This is a genomic window from Chitinasiproducens palmae (assembly GCF_900095735.1).
GTDB lineage: Bacteria > Pseudomonadota > Gammaproteobacteria > Burkholderiales > Burkholderiaceae > Chitinasiproducens > Chitinasiproducens palmae.
Window position 1 is genome coordinate 15,525 of sequence record NZ_FNLO01000001.1, and the last position, 18,715, is coordinate 34,239.

The 18,715-nt window shown below is 66.2% G+C and carries 16 protein-coding genes and 1 pseudogene; 5 read left to right on the forward strand and 12 right to left on the reverse strand.

The window, feature by feature from the left end; translation table 11 throughout:
- Positions 1-583 precede the first annotated feature (583 nt).
- The 3 genes and pseudogenes from BLU54_RS00080 to BLU54_RS00090 form a co-directional block, all read right to left on the reverse strand.
- On the reverse strand, positions 584-1,495 hold the full coding sequence (locus BLU54_RS00080) for an NAD(P)/FAD-dependent oxidoreductase (RefSeq protein WP_091903364.1): 912 nt from the start codon (positions 1,493-1,495) through the stop codon (positions 584-586).
- Positions 1,485-1,955 carry an Rrf2 family transcriptional regulator gene (locus BLU54_RS00085; RefSeq protein WP_091903365.1) on the reverse strand — a complete coding sequence of 157 codons (471 nt, stop codon included), beginning with the start codon at positions 1,953-1,955 and terminating at the stop codon, positions 1,485-1,487. The genes BLU54_RS00080 and BLU54_RS00085 overlap by 11 nt, the downstream gene beginning before the upstream one ends.
- 400 nt (positions 1,956-2,355) lie before the next feature.
- Positions 2,356-2,604, reverse strand: a pseudogene (locus BLU54_RS00090) (MBL fold metallo-hydrolase); the annotation flags it as partial.
- A gap of 403 nt (positions 2,605-3,007) precedes the next feature.
- Here BLU54_RS00090 and BLU54_RS00095 point away from each other — a divergent pair.
- Together BLU54_RS00095 and BLU54_RS00100 are read left to right on the forward strand one after the other, a co-directional pair.
- The gene (locus BLU54_RS00095) at positions 3,008-3,787 is read left to right on the forward strand and encodes an MBL fold metallo-hydrolase (RefSeq protein ID WP_091903367.1); all 780 of its coding nucleotides are present in this window, start codon (positions 3,008-3,010) and stop codon (positions 3,785-3,787) included.
- 158 nt (positions 3,788-3,945) lie between these two features.
- Complete coding sequence (locus BLU54_RS00100) at positions 3,946-4,989, forward strand: GlxA family transcriptional regulator (RefSeq protein WP_091903369.1); 1,044 nt, start codon at positions 3,946-3,948, stop codon at positions 4,987-4,989.
- Positions 4,990-5,023: 34 nt separating this feature from the next.
- Here the strand turns inward: BLU54_RS00100 and BLU54_RS00105 are convergent, their stop codons facing one another.
- From BLU54_RS00105 to BLU54_RS00120, 4 genes are all read right to left on the reverse strand, one after another.
- The gene (locus BLU54_RS00105; RefSeq protein WP_091903371.1) at positions 5,024-5,776 is read right to left on the reverse strand and encodes a YoaK family protein; all 753 of its coding nucleotides are present in this window, start codon (positions 5,774-5,776) and stop codon (positions 5,024-5,026) included.
- 243 nt (positions 5,777-6,019) lie between these two features.
- Complete coding sequence (locus BLU54_RS00110; RefSeq protein ID WP_170844952.1) at positions 6,020-7,342, reverse strand: MFS transporter; 1,323 nt, start codon at positions 7,340-7,342, stop codon at positions 6,020-6,022.
- Positions 7,343-7,484: 142 nt separating this feature from the next.
- Positions 7,485-8,336: a class II aldolase/adducin family protein gene (locus BLU54_RS00115; RefSeq protein WP_091903373.1), complete on the reverse strand. Its 852-nt coding sequence runs from the start codon at positions 8,334-8,336 to the stop codon at positions 7,485-7,487.
- A gap of 178 nt (positions 8,337-8,514) precedes the next feature.
- Complete coding sequence (locus BLU54_RS00120; protein WP_091903375.1) at positions 8,515-9,075, reverse strand: TetR/AcrR family transcriptional regulator; 561 nt, start codon at positions 9,073-9,075, stop codon at positions 8,515-8,517.
- Between the two features lie 96 nt (positions 9,076-9,171).
- Between BLU54_RS00120 and BLU54_RS00125 the strand changes: the two genes are divergently transcribed.
- Together BLU54_RS00125 and BLU54_RS00130 are read left to right on the forward strand one after the other, a co-directional pair.
- Positions 9,172-10,656, forward strand: a complete 1,485-nt coding sequence (locus BLU54_RS00125) for an MFS transporter (RefSeq protein WP_091903377.1) — start codon at positions 9,172-9,174, stop codon at positions 10,654-10,656.
- A 201-nt stretch (positions 10,657-10,857) separates the two neighbouring features.
- Positions 10,858-11,217: a zinc ribbon domain-containing protein YjdM gene (locus BLU54_RS00130; protein ID WP_091903379.1), complete on the forward strand. Its 360-nt coding sequence runs from the start codon at positions 10,858-10,860 to the stop codon at positions 11,215-11,217.
- Positions 11,218-11,222: 5 nt separating this feature from the next.
- Here the strand turns inward: BLU54_RS00130 and BLU54_RS00135 are convergent, their stop codons facing one another.
- Positions 11,223-11,966 carry a 4'-phosphopantetheinyl transferase family protein gene (locus tag BLU54_RS00135; RefSeq protein ID WP_091903381.1) on the reverse strand — a complete coding sequence of 248 codons (744 nt, stop codon included), beginning with the start codon at positions 11,964-11,966 and terminating at the stop codon, positions 11,223-11,225.
- A 320-nt stretch (positions 11,967-12,286) separates the two neighbouring features.
- Here BLU54_RS00135 and BLU54_RS00140 point away from each other — a divergent pair, with 320 nt between their 5' ends.
- Positions 12,287-12,889: a nitroreductase family protein gene (locus BLU54_RS00140; protein WP_235837719.1), complete on the forward strand. Its 603-nt coding sequence runs from the start codon at positions 12,287-12,289 to the stop codon at positions 12,887-12,889.
- A 154-nt stretch (positions 12,890-13,043) separates the two neighbouring features.
- Here BLU54_RS00140 and BLU54_RS00145 read toward each other — a convergent pair whose 3' ends face one another.
- The 4 genes from BLU54_RS00145 to BLU54_RS00160 all read right to left on the reverse strand — a co-directional run bounded on the left by BLU54_RS00145 (position 13,044) and on the right by BLU54_RS00160 (position 18,648).
- Positions 13,044-14,774 (reverse strand): cyclic peptide export ABC transporter, encoded by a 1,731-nt coding sequence (locus BLU54_RS00145; RefSeq protein ID WP_091903383.1) that lies wholly within the window; start codon positions 14,772-14,774, stop codon positions 13,044-13,046.
- Between the two features lie 118 nt (positions 14,775-14,892).
- A complete protein-coding gene (locus BLU54_RS00150) occupies positions 14,893-15,711 on the reverse strand; it encodes an ATP-binding cassette domain-containing protein (protein WP_091903385.1) in 819 nt (272 codons plus the stop codon).
- A gap of 32 nt (positions 15,712-15,743) precedes the next feature.
- A complete protein-coding gene (gene fhuB, locus BLU54_RS00155; protein WP_211435269.1) occupies positions 15,744-17,741 on the reverse strand; it encodes a Fe(3+)-hydroxamate ABC transporter permease FhuB in 1,998 nt (665 codons plus the stop codon).
- The gene (locus BLU54_RS00160; protein WP_091903387.1) at positions 17,734-18,648 is read right to left on the reverse strand and encodes an ABC transporter substrate-binding protein; all 915 of its coding nucleotides are present in this window, start codon (positions 18,646-18,648) and stop codon (positions 17,734-17,736) included. The genes fhuB and BLU54_RS00160 overlap by 8 nt, the downstream gene beginning before the upstream one ends.
- Positions 18,649-18,715 lie beyond the last annotated feature (67 nt).

The window sequence follows — 18,715 nt, forward strand, 5'->3', positions numbered from 1 at the left end:
ATAGACGTCACCGTGTTCCTGCGTCGAGCCAACGAAACCGAGATGGCTGGAGCCAGGGCAGCGGCACTGGGAAGGAATCGTGACATGCCCTGACGCGTTTCGTCACAGGCAAACCGCATGACCGCTACGGAACAGCGGCCGTCGGGACGAGCACCGAGAATGTAAAAATCTGTGCGACGAGAAGGCATGATGCGAACACCATCGACGACAAGCACCGTCAAGCGGCCGACGCTGCCGCCCACAAACTGGTACAAGCAAGTCACGCGAATGGCAAAGGCTGTTCGGAGCATGCAGAGCCGCAGCGTCACGATGCCCGGCCCGGCGAGCGCCGCCCCCGCGCCGACGGCGGGGCCCATCGAATCGGAGCGCGGTCCGCGCGCGCTGGCACCGGACATACGCACGGTCGGCCACTGATCGGAATCCGGGCAGGCGGTACGGCGTGCCCGGAACAACGCTGCCGGCCGCATCGGTCACACACCCGTTTCAGGACGATGAGCAACGGCCGGGCGGGCGCCGTCCGCTGCCATCGCCGACCTGACATCTCTCGCAGCAGGCGAACGCTCAAGCCTCGCGTCGGAGAGGCTCAGCCCCTACCGAACATCAAACGGCGGTGGGCACCGACGCCCGCCATCGCACCGTCGCCGACGGCGAATGCGACATTGCCTGCGGTGCGGGCGACGTCACCACATGCGAAGACGGACTGAACGCTGGTTTCTCGCGTCTCGTCGGTGCGGATGTACCGACCCATCGGGCCTTCATCAAACGCGCAACCGAGTTGTGCGGGCAGTGGGTTCGCGACATGGGTTCGGCTTGCAGTGAACAAGCCGGCAAAGGCAAGACGCCGCCCGTCCGTCAACTCGACCACCGCGTGCTCGACGATTCGAGCCACCGCGCACGCTTCGACGGTTACGCCGCGCTGCGCCAGCGCGGCTCGTTGTGCGGCGTCGGGCGTGAAGCTCGCGTTGGTGAGCAGCGTTACCTGTCCCCAATCCGGGAGCATCAGCGCATGATGCATCGAGACCGGACCGACGGCCAACACGCCGATCCGGCCCTGGTCGAGCTCATAGCCGTGACAGTACGGACAATGAAAGACGCTGCGTCCCCAACGCTCGGCCAGCCCATCGATGTCGGGCAGTTCATCGATCACCCCGCTCGCCAAGATCAAGGTGTGAGCGACGAAGCGTTTTCCGCTGGCACTTGCCACACAGAACGCATCCCCCTGCTTTTCCGCAAGGACTGCTAAGTCCTCCTGCCACGAAAGCGTCGGGTAGGCTTCCACCTCGCGCCGACCTTGTGCGGCGATGTCCGCTGGCGGCCGACCGTCCTGTCCTAGAAAGCCGTGCGACGTGGCAGCGAAGCGGTTGCGCCGTTCGCCGGCGTCGAGCACCAACACCCGCCGTCGGGCCCGCACCAGTTGCATCGTCGCCGCAAGCCCTGCATAGCTGCCGCCGACAACGATCGCGTCGTAGCCGGCCTTGCCGTGCTCATTGGTCATGTCTTACCTCCGTGCATGTCCCGCCCTGCGCCTTGACCAACGCAAAGCGGCGATCGAAGTCCGCCGACAGGTCCGCCAGCGTGATCTCCGCAAACCGTGCAAGCAGCAGTGCTTCGGCGGCCTGCAGTGCATCGTCGAGCGCGTGATTAACCGCCTGCTCGACCAGGCACTGGGGTGCCTCCACCCGGTTGCCCATCGCAAATACGGTAGGCGCACCTACCGCATCGTAGACATCCCGCAACGTCACGCTCGCCAAATCGCAGCTCAAGGTCCAGCCACCGCCGTGCCCCTTGGCGGAATCCACGTAGCCGAGCGTTCGCAAGCCCGCCAACGTGCGCCGCACCACTACCGGGTTCGTGTTGAGAAAGACCGCGAGCTGCTCCGACGTGAGCGGTCGGCCGCTGTGTGCCATGTGCAGCAGGACATGCAGCACGGACGAGAGCTTGCTATCAGGTTTCATGTAACTTATATTAGTACATGAAACGCGGTTTTGCATAGCGCTTTGCACAACCGCTGTCGGCGTCCGCTGCTCGCCGAGCGGGTATTCAGTCCTCAAGCTGATTTCGAGCCGATTTTCCACAAAGTAGCAATCACCGCCGTGGTTACGACGGCTCGTCCATCGCCTTCACCTTCCTTGCCCCGATCTCCTGACAAATCACCGGCTTCTCGGCTGGCACCGTGAGCGGCTTGACGCTTGCCGATCGAATATCCGTGGCAGACGGTTGTCTCCGACGCGGCAGGCTAGCCGATCGCTGCCGGCCGATCCCAGCAATGACGCTGACCGTCGCGTTGCCGACAGCCGTGCTGCGGGTTCCGACGTTCACGGCGTCCCAGCGCGGTTGATAATCGCGACGATTTTGGCGCGGGCGCCATCGCTTTCGGCCACCGGCGCCCGCATCGATCAGGACCGTGCGGCCTCTGCCCCGAGCGAGATAGCAATTGATGTGGATCGAGGATGGATCGCTCGCACCGGCTTCTCCCTGCATTCGTGACGCATCCAGCGGGTCGATGTTGCAAAGCAGGTCGAGGCTCGCGGCCAGGTAACGGTCGCTGATCGCAGTGATCGAGAACGCGCCGATCCGCTGGTGCGGGAATTGGGTATCGTTCATCTGGGCATTCCTGGCTGACGGTCTGTTCCGGGCTTGGATGATGGACGCCGCGTGGCTAGAGCAGCGAGTGCGCGCTGTCAGCCCTGAAAGGCGCCAGATCGCCTCCTCCAGTCGCGCCGCGAACGCGTCCATGACCGATGGCGTCCGCCACGGTTCGAGACGGTTTGACGACGCCGTTGGAGCGCCACGATCGAGACGGTCCGGCAAGGTTCACAGGCCGAACGCAATGCTCCCGGCGCATGGATTGGCTCAGTTCCGACGAAAGCTGTCTCGCAGGCCACTGTCGCAGCGACCATCGAGCGGGGAAAATGCACGGACAAAGCGGACAAGCACCGCGAGAAGCTTGTGCAACACAGGCACAGGGCCGCGTCGCTTGGAAGCAATCCGTCGCGAGGTACACGCCATGAAATACACCCACATTCGCAATGCGACCGCACTCGTCGAGTATGCCGGCAAGCGCTTTCTGGTCGATCCGATGCTCGCCGAGCGAGGCAGCTACGACGGCTTTGGCGGCTACGCGAACAGTGAACTCAGGAATCCGCTGGTCGATCTGCCCTTGCCCGCGCGTGATGTGCTGGACGTCGATGCGGTCATCGTTACGCACACGCACATCGACCATTGGGACCCGACAGCGCAGAAGCTGATCGACAAGGATCGCCTGTTGTTAGCGCAGAACGCGCGCGACGCCGCACTGTTCGCGGCGCAAGGGTTCACTCGTGTGCAGGTGCTTGGCGAGGAAACCGACTTCGACGGCATCCGACTTTTCAAGACGTCCGGGCAGCATGGCAGCGACGCGCTGTACGCGGATCCGCAGTGGGCGGCGCGACTCGGCGAGACATGCGGCATCGTCTTCGCACATGCCGACGAGCCCACGGTCTACCTGGCTGGTGACACCGTCTGGCACCGCCACGTGGAAACGGCGCTGGCCCGGCACGCACCGAATGTCGTGGTGCTCAATGCGGGCGACGCTCACAACCTGGTCCACGGGTCGATCATCATGGGGCAGCATGACATCGAGCGCGTCCACCGGGCCGCGCCGGGTGCCGAACTGATTGCGGTGCATCTCGAAGCGCTCGGCCACTGCGTGCTCAGTCGTGCGGCGCTGCGCGGCTTTGTGCGTGACCGTAGCCTGGAGCACGTCGTCCGCATCCCGGAAGACGGCGATAGCTACGTGTTCGCGTAGCATATGCAATCATGGCGGGCGTCCCGCAGGTTGCTGCTGCGCCGAGGCGGCTACGCTGACGGACGCGGAGGCGGACGCCGGTGGCGTCGACCGCCAACCATGGTCCGCCGAATCGCCATCACGCCGCCGCGGGTCGAATCACGTGCCACTCGATATCCATGACCGTCCCTCGCGTCGCGATCGTCGTGAACGATCACTTCAGCCCGTTTCACTTCGCCGTGCCGCACGCGGTCTTCAGCAACCGGGCGGCCGGAGAGCGCCTGTTCGAGGTGATGGTCTGCGCTGGCGAGCCGGGACGACTGACATCGGATGCGGGTCTGTCGATCGACGCGCCTTACGATCTGGCTGCGATCGCGCGCGCCGACATCGTCGTTCTGCCTTATTGGCATGATCCCGCGCAGCGGCCGCACGAGCCGTTGCTCGACGCAATCCGCGCGGCGCACGCAGGTAACACGCAGATCGTCGGCCTGTGTCTCGGCACGTATGTGCTGGCCTACGCCGGGCTGCTGGCGGCACGGCGAGCCGCCACGCATTGGGAGTACGAGCGTGATTTCGAGCGTCGCTTTCCGGACGTGCAGCTCGACACGAATGCGCTGTATGTGGAGGACGGCACATTGCTGACTTCGGCCGGCACCGGTGCCGGACTCGACTGCTGCCTGCATCTGGTGCGACAACGCTACGGCAGCGCGGTTGCGAACAAGCTGGCGCGCCGCATGGTGATACCGCCTCACCGCGAAGGCGGCCAGGCACAGTTCATCGAGCAGCCGGTCGCGCCCTCGACTCAGGATGCGACGATCAACGCCCTGCTCGATCACCTGCGCGGCCATCTCGCCGAGGCGCACGACCTGCTGACACTGTCGGCGCGCGCGCGCATGAGCCGGCGCACGCTGACGCGCCACTTCCTGAAGGCAACCGGTCTGTCGGTCGGCGACTGGCTGGTCGCCGAGCGGCTCAAGCGTAGCCAACAGCTGCTCGAGTCGACGGGTCACTCGGTCGAGGCAATCGCGGAGCTGGTCGGCTTCCAGTCGGCGGCGGCGCTGCGGCAGCACTTCAAGACCGCGTTCTCGGTCACACCCCGACAGTGGCGCCGAACCTTCGGTGAGCCAGCCCCGCGCGGCCAGGCGTGCGCTCTCTTGCATGACGCGCTGGCCCTGCCGGGCGGCAGCGACGCGCAGACCGGTGCGAAAGCGGCAACCGGTTAACCGCCAATCAGACTGACCAGGCCAACCAGGTGGGTCACCGTTCCTGCTTCATGGGCGGCGCGGGCGGCGCGGGCGGCACCGGCCGCAGCGGTCGCCGCAGCAGGCCGGGCAGTGTTACCGCCGCCAAGAGGGCCGCGGCGATGAACAGCAGCACGCCACCGAGAGCCTTGTATGCGATCACGCCGAGCACGCCGCCGACGCAGAATGCCAGCACGGTCATGCCGTGCAGTCGCAGCCGCTCAAGATGCTCGACGCGGCTGGCCGAAGCCTCGCGGTGCCGCACCATCGTGAGCAACATGCCGAGCCCGATGCCGATGTCGGTCGACATGCCGGAAATATGGGTCGTGCGTACCCGCCAATTCGAGATGCGGGTGACCACCGCGTTCTGGAAGCCCATCAGCGTGCTCAGTCCCAGAATCAGCACGGTGCCGCGGCCGTGATCCAGCATGTCGAGCACGCCAAGCACGCACAGCATCGCGGCCTCGGCGAGGATGCTCAGCGCGAAAATACGGGCGATGCGCCGGCGCAATCCGGCTTCGACAAGCATCGTCGCAAGGGCGGCGCCGAAGATGAACGCGACCGGCAGCAGCAGGTAGACCGCGCCACTGAAGACGTCGCCGAGCGCGATCTTGTCCGCGCCGGTCGAGACATTCCCCGTCATGTTGGCCGCAAAGAAACCCAGGGAGTAGAAGCCGGCGGAATTGAGCGCGCCCGCAATCAACGCGAGGCTGCAAGCCAGCCTGCGATCCAGCCGCGCCGGCCGGTCCGCTCCGTGGTGGATCAACATGATGATTCGCGTAAGCGCCAGAAACCGCAGTATGCCTCAGGTGACAGCACTTACTTCATCGAATGTGCCGCCCATCGGCGCCAGGGACGCACGACGCCTGGCCTACTGCCCGGACCCGCGCGCATCGCCAGGGCGTACAAGTGGCGTCCTGCCGGTCGTCGCTGAGCGCCGCGCGCTGCGCCAATCGGCATGGCGGTCGGGCGCGGCGCCCAGGCTCCGACATGCCACGCCGATTCCTTGCCGTCAGCGATTCACCAGGCGCTTTGGCATCAACAGCACGAGCAGACCGCCGATGGCCAGGCAGGCGGCGAGCGTGTACACGCCCAGATCGGTCGAATGCGTCTTGTCGATGATCCAGCCGATCACGTATGGGCTGATGAAGCCTGCCAGATTGCCGACCGAATTCACCACTGCAATACCGGTGGCCGCCGCGGCGCCGGCGAGCACGGCGGTCGGCAGGCACCAGAACTGACAGAGCGTGGTCATGACGCCGATCGTCGCCACGGTCAGCCCGATCATGGCAAGCGGGATATTGTGGCTGCCAGCGGACACGGTGACGAACCACCCCACGGTACCGATCAGTCCTGGCACTGTCACGTGCCAGCGGCGTTCACGTCGCGCATCGGAGCTGCGGCCGACCAGCACCATGGCAATGGCCGCGGCGGCATAGGGCAGCGTCGTGAGCAGGCCGATGGACAGCGGATCGGTCACGCCGGAACCCTTGATCAGCGTCGGCAGCCAGAATCCGACGCCATACAGTCCCATGATGAAAAACAGATAGATCGCGCTGAGCCCCCACACGATCGGGCGTGTCATGCCGTCCCGGAACGATCCGGCGTGCGAGCCTTCGGCATCGGCGGCGACATTGCGCGCGAGAATGCGTTTCTCGTCTGGTGTCAGCCACTTTGCCTGCTCGATGCCACGGTCCAGCTTCAGGATGATCACGATGCCAAGCACCAGCGATGGAATGGCTTCCAGCAGAAACAGCCACTGCCATCCCGAATAGCCACCGAAACCGCTCATTGCATGCAGGATCCAGCCCGACAATGGTCCACCAAGCACGCCGGAGACCGGAATGCCAGTCATGAACATCGCGACGATCTTGCCGCGGCGCTCGGCCGGATACCAATAAGTCAGATAGAGGATCACGCCCGGGAACAGCCCGGCCTCGGCCACGCCAAGCAGGAAGCGAAGCACGTAGAAAACGGTCGGCGTCGTCACGAACATCATGCAGGCCGAAATCACGGCCCAGGTGATCATCACGCGCGCGATCCACAAGCGCGCGCCGACCTTGTGCAGGATGATGTTGCTCGGCACCTCGAAGACGAAGTAGCCAATGAAGAAAATGCCCGCGCCGATGCCGTAGACGGTTTCGCTGAAGTGCAACTCCTGCAGCATCTGCAGTTTCGCGAAACCGACGTTGACGCGATCGAGATAGGCGGCGACGTAGCAGAGAAACAGTAAAGGGATCAAGCGCCACGTCACTTTCGCATACAGCGCCGACGTGTCCTTGTCCTCGTGCGCGTGACCGGGCGGCATCGCAAACGGATGCTCTGAGGTGTTCATGGCTGTCTCCTGCTTTTTGTAGTGATCGATACCGCTCCGTCACGTCGCGCGCGGAGCGGCACGTACGGCGCCTGCGGGGATCGCAGGGTGGGACGTGGTACTGCGTTCAGTGCGGGGTGCAGCCCTGGCCGCGGCGCGTCGCTCAGTCGAACATGTCGGGCTGGGTCGCGACCAGTTGTTCCCAGATCGCCTGGAAATGCAGCCAGCCGATGTAATCGCTGCCGACGTGCTCCCTACTGTACCGAGCGCGTTCCTCCGACACCAGACGGGGTTTCAACCCGGTCGACTCCACCATCAGTTGCTGCTGGCAGCAGCGTTCGAGCGCGATGAACCAGAAGGCGGCCGACTCGATGCTGTGCCGGCTGGCAGTGAGCAGGCCATGGTTCTGATGGATCGCGGCTTTCACGCCCAGGAATGCGTTGGCTACCTTGTGGCCCGCTTTGACCTCGACAGCCACCTGCCCCGCCTCGTCGCCGATCACCACGTGATCCTCGAAGAACGCGGCCGCGTCCTGGCTGATCGGTTCGAGCTTCTTGCCAAGCGCCGCGAACGCGGTGCCATACACCGTGTGCGCGTGGCACATCGCCACGATATCGGGATGCGCTTCGTGGACCGCGGCGTGCAGCACGAAGCCGGCGCGGTTGACCGCATGCCTGCCTTCGACGACCCGCCCTTGGTGATCGGCAAGGATCAGATTCGACAACTTGACCTGCGAGAAATGGACGGCCATCGGATTCGTCCAGTAAAGCTCCGGGTGCTCCGGATCACGCACTGTCAGATGTCCGGCGAAGCCGTAGTCGAAACCCTGCAGCGCGAATGCACGGCACGCGGCCACAAGCCGCTCTTTCAAGTGCTGGCGGTGTGCCGCAGGATCGGCGAACACGGGCACTTCAGGAAAAATCAACCCTTCCTGTTCCGGTTGATAGATCGAAGTGCGCTTGCCGAGATCGATCGGCTTGGCCGCGCTGACGGGACGTTCGATGATTGCTTCCATGGCTGGGGCCTCCTGATGTTGTGATTGTGGAACCATCATCCCCGCCGTCGTCCGTCATGACAAACGATCGATGTTCATCGACGGATGAACCAGGCTCACCTATCTGCAGATCGATAACCATGCTGCATCCGACCGCCCAAGGACCGAACCGTGCCCACGTTCAGGGAGCAGTCACGATCTAGCGCTCGGGACGCGCTTCGGCATTGCATAGCAGCGCCTGCACATCGGCGAAAATCGCCTGCCACTCCTCGTCGCTCATGTTCAGGAAGCCAAAGCTGCGCAGCAGAAACGCGCCTTCTGTTGCCAGGAACGCAATCCGTGCTCGACGTCCCTCCTCTGTACCGGTATCCGCGAGGTCGAACCGTTCGCGGTACCACTCAGCGGGATAGGCGCGCCATGCCTCCGCGGTCAGGAGGCCAGTCATCAGCGCGGCCGCACGGTCGGCCTGCGCTTCGTCGGTTCGTCGGGTCGCTTCGGCGTGCGCGCGCAGCGCGGTCACCGGCGACGGCGTGGGTCCCGCGAGCGCCGCGACGGCCCGGTCGAACTCGCCGCTCCATCGCTCGTACATCGCGTGGATCAACTGATCCTTGCTGCCGAATATCGCCTGCACCCCGCCCTTGCTGATGCCAGCGGCCTGCGCCACGCCGCCGATGGTCACCCCCGCAATACCTCGATCGCGCACCACGGCTTCGGCCGCGTCGAGCACGTCGTTGCGGTCTATCCTGCTCGGCCTCGCCATGCCGTCTCTCCTCGGTTAGAATACGATCGTATTTTAACTAAATCTGCCGCGCCATGTGTCCCATGCCGCGCATTGGCAGGGAACAGATGGTGCACTATGTACAGAATTCGACGCTGGTTCATCCTTTCGATCGTGTCGAGCGCCTTGCTGCTGCTCGTGATCGATATCACCGTGCTTTACCTGGCTCTCCCCGAGCTGACGCGGGCTCTCGATCTATCGGCATCCCAGAAACTGTGGGTGTTGAACAGCTACGCGCTGGTGGTGTCGGGGCTGCTACTCGGCATGGGCACCCTGGGCGACCGTCTTGGTCACAAGCGCTTGTTCCTCGCCGGGCTGGTGGTGTTCGGCATGGCATCGATCGGCGCTGCGTTCGCGCCGTCGGCCTCGGCATTGATCGTGGCGCGGGCCATGCTCGGCATCGGTGCGGCGATGATGATGCCTGCCACGCTGGCGATCATCCGGCTGGCGTTCTCCGATGAACGGGAACGCGCGATGGCGATCGGCGTATGGGCCGCCGTCGCGTCCGGCGGCGCCGCCTTCGGTCCAATGGTCGGCGGCCTCCTGCTCGAACACTTCTGGTGGGGTTCGGTGTTTCTGATCAATGTACCGATCGTCGCGCTGGCTTTGATATGCGCGCTGCACGCTGTCCCCGCGATGCCCGGCAATCGCACCCGCAAATGGGATCTGGTCGGTTCGGTACAGGCCACCGTCGGCATGGTGGGGCTGGCTCATGCGATCGAGACCGCCGGCGCGCCGCGTCCGCACTGGCCCGCGGCCCTCCTTTCGTGCGCGATCGGCATCGCCGCGATGACCTGCTTCGTCAGGCGACAGCGCCGCAGCACGCAGCCGATGCTGGACTTCTCGATATTTCGCAATGCTGAGTTCACCAATGCCGTCGTCGCGGCACTGATCAGCGCCGCCGCGTTGGTCGGTCTGGAACTGTCGTTCAGCCAGCGCCTGCTGCTGGTCTGGTCGCTGTCGCCGTTGCAGGCCGGGCTGTGCCTGCTGCCGCTGGCGTTGGCGTCGTTCATCGCCGGGCCGTTGACAGGCCGCTACATTGGCCGCGTCGGCAGCCAGCGCATGCTCTTCTGGTCCTTGCTGGCGTCGGCGCTCGGCATGTTCGTCTATCTGCTGCTGCGCGATGCGCGCCTGCCCGCGCAGGTGGCGGGTCTGGCGATGATCGGCGCCGGCCTTGGCGCAACCATGACAGCCGCGTCCGCCACGGCAATGCTCAACGCCGCCGCCGAACAGGCGGGAATGACCGCCTCGATCGAGGAAGTTTCGTACGAATTGGGTGGTGCCATCGGCGTGACGCTGATGGGCACGATCCTGTCGGCCGTGTACGCGGCTTCACTCGTGGTGCCGCCCGGTGTCTCTCCGGGCGCGCGCGACAGTCTCGATGCGGCTTTGCGCCTGGCCGAAGACGTCGACGCGGCTTCGGGGGCCCGGCTCGCCGCCCAGGCGCGGCACGCGTTCGAGCTAGGCTTCGGTGCGGTCCTTGCGGTTGCCTCGCTATTGCTTTTCGTCACCGCGATGCTGATCCGTTTCCGTTGCCGCAGCGGGCGCCGCATCGCCACGTGACCGCGTAGCTCAGGGGCTGCTTCGGGGCTGCTTCGGGGCTGCTTCGGGGTCGGTTCGGCGTCGGTTCGGCGTCGGTTCGGCGTTCCGGGCCACGGAATCGGCGTACCGCTGCATCGCCGGCCGTGACGCATCAGAGATCGCCGAGGTGGCGCCCGGTATACTTCGGGCCTTTGCCCGCCAAGGGCTCGCCGAGATATGCCAATGAGCGCACTGCCCCCCTGCCCCGCCTGCCAGTCAGAGTTCACGTACCAGGACGCAGGGCTCCTGGTCTGCCCCGAGTGCGCACACGAATGGGCTGCCGACGGTTCGGCATCGAGCGACATGCAAGGCGCGCCGGGCGCGGATGAGAAGGTCTATCGCGACGCCGCGGGCAACGTACTTCAGAACGGCGACACCGTCACCGTCATCAAGGATCTCAAGCTGAAGGGCTCGGGCGGCGTTGTCAAGATGGGCACCAAGGTGAAGAACATTCGCCTGGTCGATGCGGATCACGACATCGACTGCAAGATCGACGGTTTTGGTGCAATGAGCCTGAAAACGGAATTCGTCCGCAAGGTGTGACGTGCCTAGGCGCTTGGCAGGGCTGTTGGCGTCAGACTGCGATCGGCCGCTTCCGCCGCAAATGACACGCAGGCAACGTAACCCGCCAGGTCCTCGATCCAGTCGAACGCCAATCTGCGCGCCGCCTCGAAGCGACCGCGGTCCAGCACGCGCGGCCGCCGGGGCCTAGCGAGCGCCGACAAGGTATCGACAGCCAGCAAGCCTTCGGCGATGCCCAGCCCGAGGGCTTTCAGGATGGCTTCCTTGGCTGTCCAACAGCGCAGGAACGCGTCGCGTCGCGCGTCCACGTCGTACGCCGCGAGCACCGCGTGTTCGGCGGCGGTGCAGACCAGACGGGTGAGCGGTTGCCAGTCCAGCCCGGGGTCCCGTGTTTCGATGTCGATGCCGACGATGCGCTTCCGAGAGACAACCGCCAACGCCCGCTCCCCTGCATGCGAGACGTTGAACGACAATGCGCCGAAGCCGGCAGCCAGCTCGGGCCGGCCGTTGCCCGACACGGCGAAGCGCAGGGCCGATGGCGACTCGTTCAGATACGCGCCCAACAACTCGCGCAGCACCGAGCGCGTACCCGCGAAACGGACACGGTCGCGCAGATGCAGATAGCGCGCCGTCCGCGCGCGTTCGGCGGCGTCCAGGTGCCGCTGTGTCTCAGGCTGACCGGCGAGATCGATATCCCATACGTCCACGTCGGCGGGCCAGCGTCCATGAGCCGGCAGGAGACGCGCACGCGCCACCATGACGTCGCTCATCGGTACCGGCCTCCAGGCAACTGACGCCGATGCCGGCACGCGAGGGCGTCGGCCATCGCCAGCGGCTGTCTGAGCGCGGGCTGTTTGCGCGCAGCGCGGATACGGCAGGGCGTGCCTCGCGCGGTCGAACAAGCGCACGCCGTCGCGTCGTGTCGCATTCGCCGGGAGCTGGCAAGCCTCGCTTGCACTGTTCGGAGCATGGTCATAATGAGAATCGTTTGCATCGTTTGCGCATCTGTTCGATCATCAACCCACCGAATCTGTCGCGAGAAAAACGCACCATGACGCTGAGCCATCCCTCCTCGATCACCGCGAGCGCCATGTCTTCCGAGACATCGGCGAATCCGCGCCGCGCCGCACTCGATGTACTGCTGTCGCGTCAGTCGCGCTGGCCGCTCGTCGACCCGGCGCCGCGCGACGAAGACCTGGACGTGATCTTCGATTGTGCGCTTCGCGCGCCCGACCATGGCCGCCTTCGGCCCTGGCGCTTCGTCGTGGTCCGCGGCGATGCGCGCGCGGAACTCGGCGAGGTGATGGTCGAGCTGGCCTGCCAGCGCGAACCCGCGACGCCCCGCGAGGAACAGGCGTGGCGTCGCGAGCGTGCCTTCGCTGCGCCCGTGATCGTCGTCCTTGGCGCATCGGTCGAAGCGCGTCCGGGCATTCCCGCAACGGAGCAACTGCTGTCGGTCGCCGCCGCCGCGATGAACATGCTCAATGCCGCGCACGCACTGGGCTATGGCGCCTTCTGGGTGACCGGTCCCGACACCTACGATCGCGATCTGCATGCCGCCCTCGACTTCGAGCCCGACGAGCAAGTGGTCGGCTTTCTGCTGATCGGCTCGACTGCCCAGCCTGCCGAGCCGGTCGAGCGCCCTCGCCGCGACGCACACGTGCGCGAATGGCTGGGCCGCGCGTCCTTCTAGTCGGACTGTCGCAACACCGGCCGGTGCCGGTGCCGGTGCCGGCGCCGGCGCCGGCACGTCGGCCCCCTCTTCGGCCCCCTCTTCGGCCACTCCATTCACCACTGCGGGAGCCACCGCGGCAGCGGTTGTCCCGGTCCCGCGCGCGGCGTTTCGCTCAGCCTCCGGTCTCGACTTCTGCCGCGTCGCCGACGTTCGGCTCGTACGCAAACGCGCTGCCGCTCTCGACTCGCATGATACGGCCCTGGTGCAGTCGCACGACGCGGTCGGCGAGGCCGAAATAGCGGTCGTCGTGCGAAATCACGATCAGGGTCTTGCCCTGCCGCTTCAGGTCGGGAAGCATCTCCGTGTAGAAATAGCGGCGGAACGTCGGGTCCTGGTCCGCTGCCCACTCGTCGAGCACCATCCACGGACGGTTTTCCAGATAGGCATGGACCAGCGCCAGACGCTTGCGCTGCCCTGCGGACAGATCGGTGGTCGAGAACGCCGCGTCGGTGATGCTGACCTTGTGGCTCAGCTCAAGCTGTTCGAGATAGCGCGTGGCGCGCGCCACCGTGGTGGCATCGCTCGCGACCAGATCGTCAAACAGATGATAGTCCGAGAACACGGCCGAGAAGTTCTGCCGATAATCGTCCAGCGCGTCATCCGGCACCGCCTGCCCATTGGCCAGCAAGGCGCCGGACTGCGGTGAATAAAGCGACAACAGCAGCTTGATCATCGTGGTCTTGCCGCAGCCGTTCTCGCCGACGATGAACAGGGTCTCGCCGCGCTGGATCTGCAGGTCGATCGGCCCCAGCTTGAACGGCGGCGCATCGCCCGCGGGCGGGAACGCATAGGACGCGTCACGCAGCCAGACCGATTCCAGCGGCGCGGCGGCGGCGCGCGGGGTCGCCTCGGACGGCGCGAGCAGGCGCGGCTCGCGATTCTCGAACTGACTGGACAATTCCGCGATGCGCTGAAACGAAACACGGGCCTGGATCAGCGTCGGCAGGCCGCCGGTCAGCATGTCCATCGGACCGCGGATGTACAGCAGCACGATGACGAAGCCGCTCACCACGCGCGAGTCGACGCCAAGTTGCGCCTGTTCGAGCACGATCAACCCGATGACCAGGAAGAAAAGGGTGGTACCGATCGCGTGGGTGCCGTAGTAGAGGCGCATCGCACGTATCTTCAATTCGCCGATCAGGTCGGCGGCGCCCGAGAGCTGCGTGCCATACACACGATGCCGACGGTCGCGGTTCAGGCGCAGCTCCTTCGCGCCTTCGGTGATCGCCCGATATTGCTTCTGCAATTCATCCTGCGCGCCGCGCACGCCCTTGTAGTGATAGTCCCAGCGCAGCGAAGCGTATTGGTTGATCGCCACGCCCACCGCGATCGCCACGGCCGCGATCACGAACAGCAGCGGCGACAGGACGACCATGTAGACGATACAGCCGATCGCGACGGCGGCCGCCACTGCGAAACTCGGGAAGTTGAAGGTGAACGCGCTGACCGTGTCGACGTCGCTGTTCAGCGTCGCGAGCAGGCGATGCACGCGGTAGCGTTCGACGGCGGCGATCGGCGCGCACACGATGCGCGCCGAAATGTCCTTGCGCAGCGACGCGATGATCTTCTGCCCGATCACGCTGTTGCCGATACCGGCCACCGTGTTGCCGACCAGCGTGATCGCGCACAGACCGATGAAGCTGAGCACGGCCTGGGTCGAGACCCCGTTCGTCGCGTGCAGTCCGTCGTTGATCGCCGCCAGCAACATCGCGGTCGCCAGGCCAGCGACCACGCCGAGCGCGGTTGCGAAGGCGCTGAGGTGCCAGAACGGCCGGAATAGCCGGAACAGCTCGCGTCCAAAATGAACCTTGGTGAAGGCGTCCTGCTTGCTTGGCTCGCTCATGTCGATGTCCTTTTCATGGTCCCTGCCGCTTTCCCTTTTTCCGCCCGATTCCCGGTGCCCATCCGTGTTCCGGTCATCGTCCGGTCTCCTCGTTGCCCGTGCCGTCCATGCCGATCTCCTAACGCACCACGCATACCGGCTCGCCGGTGTGCGGATGCGGCATGACCACCATCGGGATGCCGTAGATATCTTCGAGACAGTCCGCTGTCATGATTTCCGCCGGCGTGCCGCGCGCGCACAGCCGGCCACCGCGCAATGCGATGATCTCGTCGCAGAAACGCGCCGCCATGTTGACGTCGTGCAGCACCACGACAACGCCGATGCCGTGCGTGCGGGACAGTGACTGCACGAGCGACAGCACCTCCACCTGGTGGGCCACGTCGAGTGCCGAGATCGGCTCATCGAGCAACAGGCAGTCGGCCTGCTGCGCGACCAGCATCGCAAGCCACACGCGCTGGCGCTCGCCACCGGACAGCGTGTCGACGAGCCGCTCCGCGAAGCGCTCGACGCCGGCCAGCGCCATTGCCTTCTCGACGCTGTCGTAGTCCTCCGGCCCGAAGCGGCCGAGCGGTCCGTGCCACGGATAGCGGCCAAAGCGCACCAGTTCGCGGACCCGCAGCCCCGCCGCCGACGGCGTGTGTTGCGGCAGATAAGCGAGCTTCCTGGCCAGCGGTCTGCCCTGCCAGTCGCACAGCGGCTGGCCCGCGAAGCGGATCGTGCCGCTGGTCGGTGGCTGCTGGCGGGCCAGCAGCTTGATCAGCGTCGATTTTCCCGACCCGTTGTGGCCGATCAGACCGATCACGCGGCGCGGCGCCAACTGCAGGGTCAGCGGATGCAGCAGCGTGCGTTCGGGAAGCGCGAAGCCTGCCTCGTTCAGCTCGAACATGGTTGCCGCCGGCGCGTCGGGCGGCAAGGGTTGTCCTGCAATTACAGTCATGGTGTGGTTGGTCGATGCTCGGCCGACGCGCTTCAGTGACGATCCCGCCACAGCAGGAACAGAAAGTAGGGGCCGCCGACGAAGGTCGCCAGCAGGCCAGCCGGCATTTGATACGGAAACAGGACATTGCGGCCGATCCAGTCGGCCAGCACCAGCAGCGCCGCGCCGATGAAGGCGCCGCCGAGGATTTGCGCGACAGGCCGGCGCAGGCGCGCCATACGCGCGAGATGCGGACCCATCAGGCCGACGAAGGAAATCGGACCGATGATCAAGGTCGCGGCGGCACTCAGCACCGCCGCGGCGAGCAGCAGCCACAGCCGGGTGCGCGCCACGTCCAGGCCAAGCGCGCGGGCGACGGTGTCGCCCAGCGGCATGACGTCGAGCGCCCGTGCGCAGAGCAGCGAGACCGGCAACAGCACCGCGCACACAAGCAGCGCGCCGGCCGCCTGCAGCCCGCCGACACCGTAAGTCGAGCCGGCCATCCACGCCAGCATCGTCGCCATGCGCGGATCGCCGCTGGCCATCAACAGCGCGGCAAGCGCGCTGAAGGCCGTGCTCAGGCCGATCCCGGTCAACACCAGCCGTTCCGGCGAGAAACCGCTGCGTCGGGCCAGCATCAGCATGGTCAGCAGAGCGAGCAAGGCACCGATCGAGGCCGCGGCCAACTGCAGTGCGCCGCCGGGCGCATGCACCGCGAAAAGCAGCGCGATCAGCCCGAGCGACGCCCCGGCCGAGATGCCGAGAATTTCAGGGCTAGCCATCGGATTGGCACTGAGCCGCTGGATCAGAATCCCCGCCACGGACAGCATCGCCCCGGCGGCGAGTGCGCCAAGCACGCGCGGCACCCGCAGCTCGGCAAGTCGTCCCAGCGAGCCCGGCGTGTCAATGCGCCAGCCGTGCACGCCGCGCGAGACCAGCACCGCGGCCAAGGCCAGACACGCGAGCCCCGCGAACGCGATGAGCACGCGCATCAGCGGCCGCCGCGCGGCACTGATCCGCACCGGACCGTCGTGACGATGCGTGGCCGGCGTGTCGTGCAGCTGACGCAGCAACCACAGCAGCAGCGGCGCGCCGAGCAGCGCGGTGGCGACGCCGGTGGGCACGAACGGGAAGGGTTGCACGGCCTGGTCCGCAAGCCAGAGCAGCAGCGCGCCGATGATCGCCCCCCACGTCACGCGCCGTCCGAGGGTGCGCGCGCCGTTGAGGCGCGCCAGCGCGGGGCCGGCCAACCCGACGAAACCGATCACGCCGAGCGCGCTGACGATCCAGGCGCTCAGCAACGTGCCGAACAGCAGGGCAACCAAGCGGAGACCGCGCAGCGACACGCCCAGCGCGCGCGCCGCATCGTCGCCGACCGCCATCACCGAAAGCGGCTTGACCAGCAGCGCGGTAATCGCGATGCCCACGGCCACTCGCGGCAGCAGCGTCAGCGCGACGTCCCAACTGTTCTGGTTCAGCGCGCCCGACTGCCACAGGAAGACGCCGAGCAGTCCCTGATTGAAGAACAGCGCGAGCACCGAAGCGATCGACCCGGCGCACAGGGTCACGATCAGGCCGGCCAGAATCAGGACCAGCGGCGACAGCGCGTGCGCCCAGGCGATCGCGAAGACCACGCCGAAAGCGAGCACTGCCCCGGCCAGCGCGATCACATCGCGATGAACCAGCAGCCACGCAGGGAACCACAGCGTACTCAGCGTCATCGCCAGACTGGCGCCCGCGGCGACGCCGAGCGTGGTCGGCTCGGCCAGCGGATTGCGTAGCACGTGCTGGAACAACGCGCCGGCAACCGACAACGCCACGCCGGCGATCAGCGACACGGCCAGCCGAGGCAGGAACGAATAGAGGATGACGACGCGCTGCATGTCGTCCGGATCGGCGCCCGGCAGCAGACCGCGCCAGCCGCTGGCTGGCAATGCGCGATGCAGGTTGAGCCAGGTCGCCACCACGGCGGCGAGCAGCAGCGCCACCGCGAAGGGCCAGGGCGAACGGTCCCGCGCGTGCGCGGCGGGCGGCACAGTCACACTAGACACGGCGGAAGGCCTCCTGACGCAGCAGACCGTCGATGCCGCGCAACATGCTCGATGCGCACGGATAGGAACTGTACAGATCGACCAGCGGTATGCGGAACACGCGGCCGGCACGCACCATCGGCAACCGGTTCCAGAATGGACTGGCGTTCAGTTGGTCGAGCGCGACGCTGGTCGACGCACCGAAGTCGACCACCACGATGTCGGCGTCCGGCGCGTCGGCCAGCAACTCCACCCCGCCGACCGCGAAGCCGTACTCGTTGGTATCGCGCCGCCACGCGTTGCGCAGTCCAACCCGTGTCATCACGTCGTGGACAATGCTGTTGCGGCCATAGGCCACCATCGAGCGGCCGCCGTCGTTCAGCGTGACGAGAAATGCTGCGCGGTGCGCCGGCCGCGCGCTCGCCCGCAATGCGGCCGTGGTGGCGGCGATGTGCGCCTCGACGCCCGCGATGTACTGTTCGGCGCGCGCTTCCCGGCCGGTCAGCCGGCCCAGGGTGCGCAGTCCATCGGCGGCGCGCGCCAATGCGCCCGTCTCGCCGGTGTAGATGTCCAGCTGCGTGACCGGCGCGACCACCGCCATGCGCTCGCAGGCGATGCTTGGCGTGGTGGCGGTCACGCAGTGGTTGATGCCCAGCTCGATCATCAGTTCGAGATTGGGCTCAAGCGGGTCGCCGCTATCGATCACATGGACGTCGTCCGGCATCGGTGGCTCGGCGCCCATCGATTTGTAGAACGCGCGGTCCACGCCCGCCACCGGTGCCACGCCCAGCGCAAGCAGCGACGAGGTGGCCGCGCGGTCGGGCGCGAGAATGCGCAGTGGCGCGCGCGACGGCGCCGCCGCACGCGCATCCATCGCGCCGAGCGCGGCCCAGGTCAGCGCAGTGATACAGAAGGTACGACGTCTCATGCAGTATTCCGAAAATGCGGGGACGGGACAGGTCGGCGGCGCACGCCTGGCGGCCGCGTCCGGTCCA